General features: G+C 65.3%; 14 protein-coding genes and 2 tRNA genes. 9 read left to right on the plus strand and 7 right to left on the minus strand.

Annotated features, from left to right (window positions below; translation table 11 throughout):
* The first annotated feature begins 24 nt into the window (after positions 1-24).
* Together PT282_RS06635 and PT282_RS06640 are read left to right on the plus strand one after the other, a co-directional pair.
* Complete coding sequence (locus PT282_RS06635) at positions 25-1,548, plus strand: DUF6020 family protein (RefSeq protein WP_277168742.1); 1,524 nt, start codon at positions 25-27, stop codon at positions 1,546-1,548.
* Between the two features lie 121 nt (positions 1,549-1,669).
* Positions 1,670-1,742 (plus strand) — tRNA-Thr (locus PT282_RS06640).
* Positions 1,743-1,898: 156 nt separating this feature from the next.
* Here the strand turns inward: PT282_RS06640 and PT282_RS06645 are convergent.
* The 3 genes from PT282_RS06645 to PT282_RS06655 all read right to left on the minus strand — a co-directional run bounded on the left by PT282_RS06645 (position 1,899) and on the right by PT282_RS06655 (position 4,266).
* The gene (locus PT282_RS06645; RefSeq protein ID WP_277168743.1) at positions 1,899-3,467 is read right to left on the minus strand and encodes a DHA2 family efflux MFS transporter permease subunit; all 1,569 of its coding nucleotides are present in this window, start codon (positions 3,465-3,467) and stop codon (positions 1,899-1,901) included.
* Between the two features lie 171 nt (positions 3,468-3,638).
* Complete coding sequence (locus PT282_RS06650; RefSeq protein WP_277168744.1) at positions 3,639-4,124, minus strand: MarR family winged helix-turn-helix transcriptional regulator; 486 nt, start codon at positions 4,122-4,124, stop codon at positions 3,639-3,641.
* Between the two features lie 60 nt (positions 4,125-4,184).
* A tRNA-Leu gene (locus PT282_RS06655) sits at positions 4,185-4,266 on the minus strand.
* A gap of 295 nt (positions 4,267-4,561) precedes the next feature.
* Between PT282_RS06655 and PT282_RS06660 the strand changes: the two genes are divergently transcribed.
* The gene (locus tag PT282_RS06660; RefSeq protein WP_277168745.1) at positions 4,562-5,563 is read left to right on the plus strand and encodes an AEC family transporter; all 1,002 of its coding nucleotides are present in this window, start codon (positions 4,562-4,564) and stop codon (positions 5,561-5,563) included.
* A gap of 73 nt (positions 5,564-5,636) precedes the next feature.
* Here PT282_RS06660 and rdgB read toward each other — a convergent pair whose 3' ends face one another.
* The 3 genes from rdgB to PT282_RS06675 form a co-directional block, all read right to left on the minus strand.
* On the minus strand, positions 5,637-6,293 hold the full coding sequence (gene rdgB / locus PT282_RS06665; protein WP_277168746.1) for an RdgB/HAM1 family non-canonical purine NTP pyrophosphatase: 657 nt from the start codon (positions 6,291-6,293) through the stop codon (positions 5,637-5,639).
* Positions 6,294-6,384: 91 nt separating this feature from the next.
* On the minus strand, positions 6,385-7,149 hold the full coding sequence (gene rph, locus PT282_RS06670) for a ribonuclease PH (RefSeq protein ID WP_277168747.1): 765 nt from the start codon (positions 7,147-7,149) through the stop codon (positions 6,385-6,387).
* 15 nt (positions 7,150-7,164) lie between these two features.
* Positions 7,165-7,803: a Pr6Pr family membrane protein gene (locus tag PT282_RS06675; RefSeq protein WP_277168748.1), complete on the minus strand. Its 639-nt coding sequence runs from the start codon at positions 7,801-7,803 to the stop codon at positions 7,165-7,167.
* 216 nt (positions 7,804-8,019) lie between these two features.
* Between PT282_RS06675 and PT282_RS06680 the strand changes: the two genes are divergently transcribed.
* Positions 8,020-9,342 (plus strand): nicotinate phosphoribosyltransferase, encoded by a 1,323-nt coding sequence (locus PT282_RS06680; RefSeq protein WP_277168749.1) that lies wholly within the window; start codon positions 8,020-8,022, stop codon positions 9,340-9,342.
* 95 nt (positions 9,343-9,437) lie between these two features.
* Here the strand turns inward: PT282_RS06680 and PT282_RS06685 are convergent, their stop codons facing one another.
* The gene (locus PT282_RS06685) at positions 9,438-9,734 is read right to left on the minus strand and encodes a DUF3039 domain-containing protein (protein WP_277168980.1); all 297 of its coding nucleotides are present in this window, start codon (positions 9,732-9,734) and stop codon (positions 9,438-9,440) included.
* A 145-nt stretch (positions 9,735-9,879) separates the two neighbouring features.
* On the opposite strand from PT282_RS06685, the gene coaD reads away from it, so the two are divergent.
* From coaD to rnc, 5 genes are all read left to right on the plus strand, one after another.
* On the plus strand, positions 9,880-10,380 hold the full coding sequence (coaD, locus tag PT282_RS06690; protein WP_277168750.1) for a pantetheine-phosphate adenylyltransferase: 501 nt from the start codon (positions 9,880-9,882) through the stop codon (positions 10,378-10,380).
* Positions 10,373-11,281, plus strand: a complete 909-nt coding sequence (locus tag PT282_RS06695; protein ID WP_277168751.1) for a cell division protein — start codon at positions 10,373-10,375, stop codon at positions 11,279-11,281. Before coaD ends, PT282_RS06695 begins: the two co-directional genes overlap by 8 nt.
* 6 nt (positions 11,282-11,287) lie before the next feature.
* Entirely contained in the window at positions 11,288-11,905 is a 618-nt protein-coding gene (locus PT282_RS06700) for a DUF177 domain-containing protein (RefSeq protein WP_277168752.1), read from the plus strand.
* Between the two features lie 120 nt (positions 11,906-12,025).
* The gene (rpmF, locus tag PT282_RS06705) at positions 12,026-12,220 is read left to right on the plus strand and encodes a 50S ribosomal protein L32 (RefSeq protein WP_277168753.1); all 195 of its coding nucleotides are present in this window, start codon (positions 12,026-12,028) and stop codon (positions 12,218-12,220) included.
* A 200-nt stretch (positions 12,221-12,420) separates the two neighbouring features.
* Complete coding sequence (gene rnc / locus PT282_RS06710) at positions 12,421-13,251, plus strand: ribonuclease III (RefSeq protein ID WP_374114152.1); 831 nt, start codon at positions 12,421-12,423, stop codon at positions 13,249-13,251.
* Positions 13,252-13,397: the final 146 nt, after the last annotated feature.

Here is a 13,397-nt window from a genome sequence, read left to right on the forward strand (position 1 = left end):
CCCATGCCCCTATAATGAGGCACCATGAGCCTCGCCTTACCCGATTTCCCCAGCGTCGCGAGCGGCGCCGCCACCGCGCCGGCCACCGCCGCCAAACCGATGACGCGCGCCGCCAAAACCCCAGAGAGCGACGGAGCCGACCGGGGCGAGGCGGAACCGGAGGACTCGGGAACCACGGCAACGGCTGGCAACACGACCGCCAGACCCGCCAAGCCCGGCAGCCTGCGCGCCATCCTCCGCCACGACTGGTTCATCCTCCTGCCGCTCCTGGTCAACCTGGCCACCTACCTCGTCACCTTCCCGGGCGTCGACTCCCCGGACGCGGCCGACCAGCGCGAGCAGTACGCCACCTGGACGTTCAACAAGCAGCATTCCGTGCTCGACACCTTCTTCCTCGGCTTCGTGGCGCGCGACCGGCTGTGGCTGGCCAACCTGCTGCAGGTGCTCGTCTTCTCGGCCTGCATCGTCGTGGCGCTGGCCGTCCTCTCCCGGCGCGTGGGCCGTCGCGCGCTGCTGGTGGCCACCCTGTTGTGGAGTTTCTACCCGCTCTTCCCCGCCTATTCGGTGGCTTGCACCAAGGACGTGCTGTGCGCCGGCTTCACGCTGCTGCTGTGCGTGGAGGTCTTCGAGGCGATCGACACCAAGGGCCGGGCGCTGCTCAGCCCGTGGTTCCTCGCCGGCCTCGCGCTCACCCTGTTCGTCACCAACGAGCTGCGCAAGAACAACTTCATCTTCGTCTTCGCCATCATCGTCTTCATGCTCATCCGCTTCCGCCGCGAATACCGGCGGATCCTCGCCTCGCTGCTCGCCTTCGTGGCCCTGAGCGCGGCCTGGGGCGCCTACTGCGACTATGGGCTGAAGGCCAGCCCCTCCCCCACCAGCGAGATGCTGGGCGTGCCGCTGATGCAGGTGGGCTACATCTATTACCAGGATCTCCACGGCTCGCCGCAGCGCCTGGACCCGCAGGCCGACGCCTATTTCACCGCCATCCGCCCCGCGCAGAAGTGGGCGGGCAACTACGACGTCGAGCGACTGCTGGTGATGAGCAACAAGGTGCCCCAGATGACTGGCAAGGACCTGGGACCGTTCCTCTCCAACTGGTCGAAGCTCTGCTTCGCCAACCTCGGCACCTGCGTGGCGGCGTATGCGAAATTCGAAGGCTCGATCGTCAATCCGCTGCAGGAGACCGACGACCAATACACCATCGCCGCCTCGCTGCTGCACACCAACAAATACATGGCCGAGCAGTCGAGGCTGGGGCCGGTGGCACACACGGTCTTCAACCTGGCCCTGCTCGACTGGGCCGTCGTCGCACTGGCGGTCCTGGCCTGGCGGCGTGGCATGCGCGAGCTGCTGCCCCTCTTCCTCATACCGTTGGGCATCGTGCTGTCGCTGGCGCTGGCGGCCCTGGCGGTGCAGATACGGCTGATGCTGGGCTCGATCATCCTGATCCCGTTCCTCGGCGCGCTCGTCTTCGGCCGCAAGGCGCGGGCCCGCAAGACCGGCAAAGCCACCAAGGTTGTCAAGGTCGCCGAGCTCCGCCAATAGTCCCGCCGGTAGTCCCGTAACGCCCGGTACGCCCCGCGTTTCGGCACGCCATGGACAAAATCTAAGGCATCCGGTACTATCATTGTCTTGTGCGCGGGTGGTGTATGCCGCTCGGGCCATCGCCGCTTTAGCTCAGTCGGTAGAGCGTCTCACTCGTAATGAGAAGGTCGACAGTTCGATTCTGTCAAGCGGCTCTTCATCTCCGTGTTATCAGACTCTTCCAAACCTGCGTTAAAAAGCACGAAAACAACCCCTCAATCATGCTTTTCGACGCGGCGAACCTCAAACTTGCGTCGAAAAGCAGCAAATCGTCCCTGAAAAGCTGCTTTTCGACGCAATAAGTCCGCGCGTCACCGGCTGGCAGCGGCGACGGCCTTGTGTTCCGCAGACGCGCCCGGCAGGAAGCACGAGGCGACCAGGCCGATGAGCGCGAAGACGACCATCAGGATGAAGCCCCAGTTGTAGCCGATGGCCTGCGCCGCCGCCCTGCCCGCGGAGGCCCACGAGACCGCCGCCAGCGAGATGACCAGCATCGCCAGCGCCGTGCCGAGCGACCCGCCGATCTGGCGGACCGTGGACGAGGCGGCGTTGGCGTGCGCGGCGAGCCCGGCGGCACTCATGTTGATGCCGGCGGTGAAGGTGGTCATCATGGTGAAGGAGATGCCGACCATGCGCAGCGCGTAGCACAGGCCGATCAGCGCCAGGCTCGTCTTCGCGCTGAACCAGAGCATCGGCACCGAGCCGGCCAGCAGCATCACGAAGCCGAAGAGCGAGAGCCTGCGGATGCCAAGCCTATCGTAGAGCACGCCGGAGATCGGGTTGCAGGCCACCATGACCAGCGCGCCCGGCATCATCACCAGGCCGCTCGTCAGCGCCGATTCGCCGCGCGTGGTCTGCAGGTAGAGCGGCAGCACCAGCTCGATGCCGACCATGGCGATGTTGGAGATGGTGCTTAAGAGCGTGCACAGGTCGAAGCGAACGTTGGCGAAGACGCGGACGTCGAGCAACGGCTTGGCGAGCCTCAACTGTCGGACGCAGAAGAGGGCCATGATCGCCACGCCGAGCACGAACGCCACCGCCAGCACCAGGGTGACATGGCCGGTGTTGCCGACCTCGGACAGCGCGTAGAGCATGAGCCCGAAACCGAGGATGGACTCGGCGAAGGAGATGACGTCGGTGGTGCCGCGGGCCGGCGAGGTGATGTTGCGCACCAGCGGCAGGGCGAGGAGGACGGCGACGACGCTGGCGGCGGCGAGGATGGCGAAAAGCGTCCGGAAGCCCGAAACCTTGAGGATGAGCCCGGAGATCGTGGGGCCGACCGCCGGCCCGAAGCCGATGACCAGGCCGGTCACCCCCATGGCCAGGCCGCGCTTGTCGGGCGGGAACATCATCAGGATGACGTTCTGGATGAACGGCATGAGCCCGCCCGCAGCCGCCGCCTCGACGATGCGCCCGGCCAGCAACACCCAGAAGTTCGGCGCGAACACGCAGACCAGGGAGCCGACGAAGAAGACGGCCATCAGGGTGACGAAGGTGGTACGCAGATTGAAGGACTCGAAGACCCACGCGGACATCGGGATCATCAGCCCGACCACGAGCAGGTAGGCGGTCGTGAGCCATTGCGCCGCGGCCTGGGTGACGCCGAACGCGCCCATGATGGTCGGCAACGCGTTGTTGAGGAACGTCTCGGCCATCAGCGCCGTGAACGAGCCGAAGAGCAGCACCGCCATCATCGCCGCCCGCTGCCCCCCGGCGATCGACGGCGCGGCATGTCCGTGGGCTCCGGTCGAGGCGGATGACGTGGACGCCAGACGGTCGTCCTGTTTCGATTCGGCCGGGATGGGCTGCCCGGATATCGGCTTCGCCTCCGAGACATCCCCCTGCCCCTTGTTGTCATGTGCCGATTGCCGATTGGTCATTGATGGCCTCCCCTTGATTTATAGCAAGCTACAGTTTGTTGAAAAAAAATTTGATATATATCGTCGAGGCGAGAAACGCCTAGGCCCTTCTGCCATGGCCGCGCTCACGGTCACGCACAAGGTCGCACGGACATGGCATCACGGCCATGGAGCCGAACCCATCTTCCCGACTCATCGCACCGCTCCGTCCGAAAAATTCGTGACGATCCGCTGCAGCGCGGCGACCAGCCCCGTCTGCTCGGCCGGCCCCAAGCCGTCGGCGATCCGGGCGTTGATGCGCGCCATCACCTGGTGGATATCGTCGATGCGCGCGTCCATCAACCGTCGGCCTTCGTCGGAAAGCGCGAGCACGATCTGCCGCCGGTCGCTTTCCAGCTGGGACGTTTCGACAAGCCCCGCGGTTTCCAGGCGCTTGACGATGCCGCGGATGGTGGGATGGCTCAGCACGAACCGGTCGGCGATCTCGCGCTGCGTGACGACATGGCCATGCGCGTCATGCAGGTAGACCATCAGCGTGATCTGCGGGCCGGTGAGGCTGTAGCCTGCGAACATCGAGGCGACGCGGTTGTTGAGCTCCTTCTCGATCAGGGTGTTGGCCACCTTGATCAGCGGGCCGAGCCCGTCGGCTCCGTGGCCGTCCGCAAGTTCGTCTTCCATATCCATAGCTTGCTACACTAATGGCAACCGACGACGCAAGCCAGTTCCACAAGTCCGATGTGCGCGCAAAGGGACTCGAACCCTCACGAACAAAGTCACAGGAACCTAAATCCTGCGCGTCTACCAATTCCGCCATGCGCGCGACGCCACCCAATCTATCAGACGCCGGCCACAAGAAGCCCCATGGCTGCCAGCGAACAAACAGGGGAGCGAAAACGTTATCCCCCTCACAGCCGATGACGCCATGGCGCCAACGTAACGGCCATTTGCCAACGATTCGGCAACCAGGCGCCGACCATGCGCCGCCGGCTTGCCACCATTTGCAATACTTTCGGCGGCCGCAGACAGCTGTCGGTCTATGATATGCAAGAAAGACAAACCCCGGCGCGCCCGCCGAGCCCACCAAAAGCCTACAGAACACAGGAGAACCACAGCCCATGTCAGCACTCATCCAACCGGCGACGCTGTTGTTGATCATCCTGATCGGATACCTCTTCAAACGCTTCGGCATCCTGGGGGCGAAGGACTACCACGTGGTGCAGGTGATCGAGTTCGACATCGTGCTGCCCGGGGCCATCATCTACTCGTTCGCCACCAACCCGCACCAGATCAGCCTGCTGCTGCTCTCCGCGTTCTCGCTGTGCGCCGCCGCGATCCCGCCGCTGCTGGTCTTCCTGGCCACGCGCCACCGGCCCGTCTCCGACCGCGCGTTCCTGATGCTCAACAGCAGCGGCTTCAACGTTGGCTGCTTCGGCTTCCCCATGCTTCAGGCCTTCCTCGGCCCCGCCGCGCTGGTGCCCGCCGCGATGTTCGACATCGGCAACAACATCATGGTCGCGGCCGGCACGAACGTGCTCATGCAGAACCTGCTGCACATCGCCCCCGGCAAGACGCTCGCCGAGCAGAACGCCGGCGACGCGCCCACGCTGCCCCGCGTCAAGGCCACCGACCGCGACGCACGCCGGCTGCAGCGCCGGGCGCTCATCGCCCACATCATCAAGGGATTCGTCATCTCCCCCGCGTTCGACACCTATATCCTGATGGTCGTGCTCATGCTCTTCAACTTCCACTTCCCCACCTGGATCGCGCAGGTCTCGCAGCCTTTCTCGGCCGCCAACGCCTTCTGTGCGATGGTGATGGTCGGCATGCTCACCGACCTGCCCGCTTCGAAGCGCGACCTGAAGTTCGTCGGCGAGGTGATGGCCTGGAGGATGCCCTGCGCCATCGTCTTCGCGCTGGCCGCCTGGTTCCTGCTGCCCTTCGACCCGCTGGTGCGCGAGGCCGCGGTGATGTGCTGCCTGGCGCCGACCGCCATCTTCGCCACGATGTTCACCGACAAGGTGCTGGGCAATGCCAAGCTCGCCGGGTTCATCCTGTGCCTGACCGCGGTGGTGGGCACCGTGATGATGAGCGTGGCGCATCTGATCATCCACATGTGATCGCGGATTCGCCCGATGGGTCCTGTGGGTTCCGGGCGATGGCGGGATTCCGGGGCTCCCAAAACCTATCGGCCTACTCTGAGATGACGCTCCTGACCGCCGGGGCCAAGGCGACGAACGCCTTGTGGCGGTGCGAGATCGCGTTCTTCTCTTCCGCGCTCATCTCGGCGCTGGTGAGGCCGCCCTTCTGCTCGTCGGGCACGAAGATCGGGTCGTAGCCGAAACCGTTGGCGCCGCGCCGTTCGCGGATGATCGTGCCGTGCATCTCGCCGAGCCTGGCGACCTCCCGCGCCTGAGGCGCCGAGCCGTCACCGCGCCTGGCCACGCAATGCTCCGGCACCACCAGGGCCGCGTCGCAGCAGAACCTCGCGCCGCGTTTGGCGTCGGGGATGTCGGCGATCTGGGCGAGCAGCAGGTCGATGTTGGCCTCGTCGTCGCCGTGCACGCCAGACCAGCGCGCCGAAAGGATGCCGGGGGCCGCGCCGAGCACGTCGACGATGAGCCCGCTGTCGTCGGCGAGCGCCGGCAGACCGGTGCGATTCGCCACGTCGCGGGCCTTGAGCAGCGCGTTCTCCTCGAAGGTGACGCCGGTCTCGACGGGGTCCGGCAGGTTCAGCGACCCGGCTGACACCAGCTCGACGTGCCGGGCGTCATCGCCCAGCTCGGCGGCGATGATGGTGCGGATCTCGGGCAGCTTGCCCTCGTTGTGTGTGGCGACGACGATCTTCATCTTCCATTCCCTCCAATTATCGTTAAAAGGAAATGCGCCATAAACGGGCCGCTCACTTGCTCTCAGCGGCCCGTTTATGGCGCATTCGCGTTCAGTCCTTGGCGAGCGCCGCGTTCTGCGCGCGCTGCAGCTCCTTGTTGCCCTTCTCGGCGAGGTCGAGCAGCGTGCCCAGCTCCTCGCGACTGAAGGGGCGGTGCTCGGCGGTGCCCTGGATCTCGATGAACTTGCCGGATCCGGTCATGGCCACGTTCATGTCGGTCATGGCCTGGCTGTCCTCGACGTAGGGCAGGTCAAGCATCGGCGTGCCGTTGATCACGCCGACGGAGACCGCGGAGATCTGGTCGGCGATGGCCTTCTCGGCCGAGCGGATGTGCCTGTGCTCCTCGGCCCAGTGCAGCGCGTCGACCAGCGCGACGTAGGCGCCGGTGACGGAGGCGGTGCGGGTGCCGCCGTCGGCCTGCAGCACGTCGCAGTCCAGCTGCACCTGGTTCTCGCCCAGCGCCTTCATGTCGATGACGCCGCGCAGGCAGCGGCCGATCAGACGGCTAATCTCGTGGGTGCGGCCGCCGATCTTGCCCTTCACCGATTCGCGCGGGGTGCGTTCTGAGGTGGCGCGCGGCAGCATCGCGTATTCGGCGGTGACCCAGCCGAGGCCGGAGTCCCTGCGCCAGCGCGGCACGCCGGGGGCGAAGGTGGCGGTGCACATCACGCGGGTGTTGCCGCATTCGATGAGTACGGAGCCTTCGGGAGCGTCGGTGAAATGACGGGTGATCCTGACGGGGCGCAGCTCGTCGACGGCGCGTCCGTCGGGGCGCACCACGGTGTTTTCGTTGAGCAAATCCTTGATTTGAGCCATACCGTCAACCTATCATCAGCCGCGCACGGAGCCGATCAGCGGCTTCTTCGGCAGGATCCGGTCGATCACGTAGAGCACCAGCCCCAGGATGGCGAAGCCTATGATACACAGCACGATGTTGATCCACATCTGGTTCCAGCCGATCTTGCCCACGTCGATGAAGCCATATGGATAGGGGTTGCCGTGCGCCTCCGGGCCGGAATGGGGCCAGAGCTGCGCGCGGATGAGCACGAACGCCAGATAGAACGGGAAGTAGATGAGCCAGGTGAGCACATAATGCCACTTGAAGCGTTTGTGGGCGTCGAAGAGGATGAAGTCGATCGTGGCGAGGATCGGCGCGGCCTTGTGCAGGATGACGTTGGTCATGACGCCGAAGACGTACTTCGAGGTCAGCGGGTTGGCCGGCGGCAGCAGCGTGGCCGCCACGATGCCGGTGATGAGGATATAGAGCGTCAGGATGCCCTTGAGCCAGGCCGGAGGCTGCTTGCCGTCGATCAGGCAGGCCACGCCGGCCCACAGCATCACCAGGCCCAGCAGGAAGTTGGTCTCGTAGGTGAAATAGACCCAGTAGCTGGGCTCGCCCCAGGCCACGCTCGTCCACGCCAGGCACAGGAACGCGATGACGATACGGTAGATTCCGACAAAATATTTCATGCCGGCCAGTTTAGGGAAACCGGGCGAAAACGGGGCCCGCGCGGCCTGCTGACACGCCGGGAATCCGGCGGAATGTCTACTTATAGTCATTGCCACTAAAAATCGGAATCGCACGCTAGACTGGGGTCTTGATACGCAAGGCGGCGCCCGCGATGGCGTCACACGCGGCGCCCCGGCACCTCGCGTCGCCGGGCACCGCTTTCAGGGAGGTATGGGATGTTCGAAGGTTCACCGGCCCTTATGACCGATATGTACGAATACACGATGCTCGACGCGGCGCTGCGGGACGGCACCGCCCAGCGCAAATGCGTCTTCGAGGTCTTCACCCGCCATCTGCCGGCCGGCCGGCGCTACGGCGTGGTGGCCGGCACCGGGCGCATCCTCGACGCGCTCGAGGACTTCCACCTGGGCGAGGCGGACCTGAAATTCCTCGCCGACCGCAAGATCGTGAGCCCCGAGACCCTCAAGTGGCTCGAGGACTTCAGGTTCACCGGCTCGATCAAGGGCTACCGCGAGGGCGAGATGTACTTCCCCGACTCCCCCATCCTCGAGGTGGAGGGCACCTTCGGCGAGTGCACGCTGCTGGAGACGCTGCTGCTCTCCATCCTCAACTACGATTCCGCCATCGCCGCCGCGGCCTCGCGCATGTCCAGCGCCGCCGGCGACCGACCCTGCATGGACATGGGCGGACGCCGCGCCAACGAGTGGGCCGCCGTGGCCGCCGCACGCGCCGCGGTGGTCGGCGGGTTCCAGGGCACCGCGAACCTGCTCGCCGCCCAGCTCTACGGTCTGAAGGCCATCGGCACCTCGGCCCACTGCTTCACCCTCGTCCACGATTCCGAGCGCGACGCCTTCGCCTCGCAGATCAGGGCGATGGGCACAAACACCACGCTGCTGGTCGACACCTACGACATCAAGGAAGCCATCAAGACGGCCGTCGATGTGGCGGGCCCGGAGCTCGGCTGCGTGCGCATCGACTCCGGCGACCTCGCCGCGCTGGCCCAGCAGACACGCAACCAGCTCGATTCCCTCGGCGCCAAGGACACCAAGATCACCGTGACCAACGACCTCGACGAGTACGCGCTGGCCGCCCTGCAGGCCGCGCCGGTCGATTCCTATGGCGTGGGCACGATGCTGGTCACCGGCTCCGGAGCGCCCACCTGCGCGATGGTCTACAAGCTCACCGAACGCGAGGGCAAGGACGGCGAGATGATCCCGGTGGCCAAGAAGTCCGAGGACAAGGCCACCGTCCCCGGCCGCAAGCTGGCCTTCCGCTCCTATGAATATGGCCTGGCCAACGGCGAGCACGTCATCTCCGGTTCCGAACAGAAGCTGGCCGGCTACCGGCCGCAGGACGGCTGGAAGGACCTGATGGTCAGCTATATGGACCACGGCGAGGCCAACAAGAAGTACCAGGGCCACGACGCCATCACCGCCGCGCACGACCACCACGCCAAGGCGCTGGCCGAGCTGCCGATCACCGCGCAGTCGCTGATGAAGGGTGACCCCTCCATCCCCACGTCGATCGACGTGCTCTGAGGGCGCACCCGTCTCAGAACCGCAGAATGCCTCCGACCCGCACAGGCCGGAGGCATTCGCATATCAACGCCATATAAAAGGGCCGACAGAAAAACTCAGCCCATCATCTCCTCATAGATGCGCTTGCAGTCCGGGCACACCGGATACTTCGACGGGTCGTGCTTGGGCACCCAGATCTTGCCGCACAGCGCCACCACGGGCCTGCCGGTGAGCTGCGACTCCCGCATCTTGTCGCGCGAGACATAGTGCGCGAAGCGGTCGGCGTCGCCGTCGTCGCTCCGCTTCGTCTCCTCCTTGGTCTCGGGGCGCTCGAGCACCGCGGTGCCCGCCCCCGAATCCGGATCCGACGAGGGGTTCCGGAAACCGGCCTCGTCCCAAGCCAGCCCGGCCATCCTGTCGTCAATTCCCATACGTTCCTCGTTCATCGCGATCTCCTTGCCATCCGTATCCGTTATCCTCCATGATTCTAACAATCCATGCGGCCATGCGTGACGGCCGAAGGGCCATAAATCAGCATCAGGCGCTACCCTTGGGAATATGACTATTGCAGTATGTCCAGGTTCCTATGATCCAGTTACCGCGGGTCATCTGGACGTGATCGAGCGCTGTGCGCGCATCTTCAGCGAAGTGCATGTGGTGGTGGCGGTCAACGCAGCGAAAACGCCGATGTTTTCGGAGTCGACCCGTGTCGACGTCATCCGCAGGGCGCTCGTCAAGGACGGATATCCCAACGTGAAGGTGGCCTCCACCACCGGGCTCATCACGGACTACTGCACCAAGGTCGGCGCGACGGTCATCGTCAAGGGCCTTCGGCAGAACGGCGATTACGAGGCCGAGCTGGGCATGGCGCTCGTCAACCGCAGGCTCTCCGGGGTCGAGACCCTGTTCCTGCCCGCCGATCCGATTCTCGAGCACGTATCCAGCACCATCGTCAAGGACGTGGCGCGCCATGGCGGCGACGTCACCGGCATGGTCCCGGACTGCGTGGTCTCGATGCTCGACGAAGCACTGAAGAAGGAAAAGAGTCACCATGACTGATCAGACGAACCTCACCGACGAGGACGAGCAACGCGACGCCACCGTCGTGCCCATCGACGCGCTTTCCGCGGCTCCGGCCAAAAGCGGGGACGAGAACCGGGACGAGGACGACAAGACCGGGCCGATGGAGGCCTCGAAGCTCCACGTCGCCGGTACGCGGACGGACAATGCGACGGATAATATCGACGACGCGGACGATGCCGACGCGCAGGCTCCCGCCAAGCCCGAGGTCCACTTCACGGCCGACAACCTCCCCGACCTGCAGGAGCACAACCATCCCATCGACGAGACCGAGGACGAGGCCGCGCAGGACGACGAGGCCGAGATGGATTACGCGACGAGCAGAAGCCGCGACGAGTTCACCACGGTCTATGACATCATCGACCAGCTGAGTGAAACCGTCGAGGACGCCAAGGCGAGCATCTTCACGCCCAACACCGTGCGCCTCGACCGCGACGAGCTCACCGACCAGCTCGACCAGCTCAAGACGATGCTGCCGGTCCAGCTCGAGCGCGCCTCGTCGCTGATGAGAGAGTCGGAACGCCGGCTCGAGAACGCCCAGGCCGAGGCCGACGCCATCGCCGCCGACGCCAAGAACCAGGCCACGCAAATCGTGCAGGACGCGCGGGCGCAGGCCGAATTCCTGGCCGACCACGAGCGCGTCACCGACCTGGCCCACCAGAAGGCGGACGCGATCATCGAGGCCGCGCAGGTCAAGGCCACCAAGCTCACGCAGGGCGCGAACGCCTATTGCGCGGACGTGATGAAGAGCCTCAAGGAGCAGCTGGCCACCTACGGGCGCGACGTCGACGCCGGCATCAAGGTCATCGACGAGCGCCAGCGCGCCGCGGCCAAGAAGCTCGTCGACGACCAGCAGAACGACAACGATTCGGAGCAATAAGCAGCAATGGCAAGACCAGAAGATTCGCAATGGGCCATCCCCGTCGGCCAGATCTCCGCGCGACCGGGCATGAGCAAGCCGGTGGACGGCGATTTCCCGGCGCCCAGCGGCATCGGCGACAACATCGTGGGCGTGCGCGAGGGCGATTCGGTCCGGGTCCACGGCTCGTTCGATTCCATCGCGGACGGACTGGTGTTCATGGGCCGCTTCACCGCGCCGATGCACGCCGAGTGCACCCGCTGCCTGAAGCCGATCGACAGGGACTGGGACCTGGACGTCACCGCGTTCTTCCCCTATGACTCCTCCCAGGCCGCCGATACTCGCCATGGCAAGCACGGCGAGGTGGACATCGTCGCCGGCGAGGACGAGGCGGAAGACACCTACCCGCTCAGCCACGACGGCGGTTTCGCCGACATCGAGGCCCTGCTGCGCGACACCATGGTGGAGCATCTGCCGCTCCAGCCGCTCTGCCGCCCGGACTGCAAGGGGCTATGCTCCCAGTGCGGCGTCAACCTCAACGACAATCCCGGCCACCACCACGACGTGATCGACAACCGCTTCGCCGCCCTGGCCGGCCTCAAGGCCCAGCTGGACGAAGAGGCGCAGGCCAAGAAGAGCGACTGAGACCGGCGTTGCGGCGAACCGTCCGGCACATGGTACGCAGGCCGTCGGCTTGTACCGATGGTGCTGTATGATTTAACACGCTTAAGCTCAAGTTTAGTTCGAACGAAATAGAGGAATACCATGGCACTGCCAAAGTACAAGACTTCGCGAGCCAACACGCATTCGCGCCGCTCCAATTGGAAGGCCAGCGCGGCCAAGACCGTCGCCTGCCCCAATTGCGGAGCGCCGACCCTGCCCCACATGGCTTGCCCGAGCTGCGGTTCGTTCCGCGGCCGCGTCTATCGTGAAGCCATTGACTCGAATCTGAGCAAGTGAGTCTTGTTCATCTTTCATAGGTGACCCTGCCATCGACGGGTGGCGGGGTCATTTTTATTGATTCTGTTTTTGTCATCTACCAGTACCGCAACCACGCAGACGTGTCACCTGCCCCAATCACCGGCCCCGGCCATCCATCCGGCCGCATGCGATTGGTGCCCGCGATATGTGCGACGTGGCCCGAACGCAAAGGAAGCCCCATGTCCAACGAACCCGAACAGATGTCCAAGCCGGAGTCCGGCGCCGAAAACGATGCCGCACGCAAGGCCGCACCGGTAGGCAAGACGGAGCCGCGCCACGACGCCGCCCGGAACCCGCAGCAGGAGCTGCTGGAACGCCTCGGCACCCAGCTGAGCCCCAGCACGCTCGTCATGGCGCTCACGCACCGCTCCTTCTCGCATGAGCACGAGGGCGCCCCGAACTACGAGCGGCTCGAGTTCCTGGGCGACGCCGTTCTGGAGTTCGTCTCCACCGAGACGCTCTACCGCGTCCACCCCGACATGAACGAGGGCCAGCTGGCCAAGATGCGCGCCATGGCCGTCTCGGAGAAGGCCCTTTCGCAGATCGCGCGCGAGAAGCTCCAGGTGGGCCCCTACATCCTGCTCGGGCGCGGCGAGGCGGAGTCCGGCGGTGCCGACAAGAGCTCGATCCTCTGCGACATCGTCGAGGCACTGATCGGCGCAACGTTCATCGAGCACGGCATCGACGAGGCGCGCAGGGTGGTGCACCGTCTGGTCGACGACGAGCTGAAGAAGGTCGCCACCGAGGGCCCGGCGCTGGATTGGAAGACCTCGCTGACCGTCAAGGCGCACGGCATGGGCCTCGAGGACCCGCGCTACCGCATGGCCGTCAGCGGCCCGGAATACGCGCAGGTCTTCACCGCACGCGCGGTGGTCGGCGACGATGACGAGGTGCTGGGCGTCGGCACCGGTTCCAGCAAGCGCAAGGCCCAGCTGGCCGCGGCGTCGGCGGCCTGGCACGAGCTCGACGACCATCCCGGCAGGCACCGGGCCAAGAAGCACCGCCACTGAGGCGTCCTCTCCCTGGGGCGGCGGAGCCGACACGCCATCGACCGAATCGGCAACCCCTGGCACGCCGGCACCATGATGCCGGACGATGCCAGTATTCGGGCAGCGCTTGCCGTCCAAAGACACCGGACACTATGATGTCTAGCACA

The organism is Bifidobacterium sp. ESL0763, from assembly GCF_029433395.1.
Classification (GTDB): domain Bacteria; phylum Actinomycetota; class Actinomycetes; order Actinomycetales; family Bifidobacteriaceae; genus Bifidobacterium.

Bases quoted from the DNA above. Each gene is read 5' to 3' on its own strand.
- PT282_RS06635 (WP_277168742.1), top strand. From the start codon at position 25: ATGAGCCTCGCCTTACCCGATTTCCCCAGCGTCGCGAGCGGCGCCGCC.
- PT282_RS06645 (WP_277168743.1), bottom strand. From the start codon at position 3,467: ATGACCAATCGGCAATCGGCACATGACAACAAGGGGCAGGGGGATGTC.
- PT282_RS06650 (WP_277168744.1), bottom strand. From the start codon at position 4,124: ATGGAAGACGAACTTGCGGACGGCCACGGAGCCGACGGGCTCGGCCCG.
- PT282_RS06660 (WP_277168745.1), top strand. From the start codon at position 4,562: ATGTCAGCACTCATCCAACCGGCGACGCTGTTGTTGATCATCCTGATC.
- rdgB (WP_277168746.1), bottom strand. From the start codon at position 6,293: ATGAAGATCGTCGTCGCCACACACAACGAGGGCAAGCTGCCCGAGATC.
- rph (WP_277168747.1), bottom strand. From the start codon at position 7,149: ATGGCTCAAATCAAGGATTTGCTCAACGAAAACACCGTGGTGCGCCCC.
- PT282_RS06675 (WP_277168748.1), bottom strand. From the start codon at position 7,803: ATGAAATATTTTGTCGGAATCTACCGTATCGTCATCGCGTTCCTGTGC.
- PT282_RS06680 (WP_277168749.1), top strand. From the start codon at position 8,020: ATGTTCGAAGGTTCACCGGCCCTTATGACCGATATGTACGAATACACG.
- PT282_RS06685 (WP_277168980.1), bottom strand. From the start codon at position 9,734: ATGGCCGGGCTGGCTTGGGACGAGGCCGGTTTCCGGAACCCCTCGTCG.
- coaD (WP_277168750.1), top strand. From the start codon at position 9,880: ATGACTATTGCAGTATGTCCAGGTTCCTATGATCCAGTTACCGCGGGT.
- PT282_RS06695 (WP_277168751.1), top strand. From the start codon at position 10,373: ATGACTGATCAGACGAACCTCACCGACGAGGACGAGCAACGCGACGCC.
- PT282_RS06700 (WP_277168752.1), top strand. From the start codon at position 11,288: ATGGCAAGACCAGAAGATTCGCAATGGGCCATCCCCGTCGGCCAGATC.
- rpmF (WP_277168753.1), top strand. From the start codon at position 12,026: ATGGCACTGCCAAAGTACAAGACTTCGCGAGCCAACACGCATTCGCGC.
- rnc (WP_374114152.1), top strand. From the start codon at position 12,421: ATGTCCAACGAACCCGAACAGATGTCCAAGCCGGAGTCCGGCGCCGAA.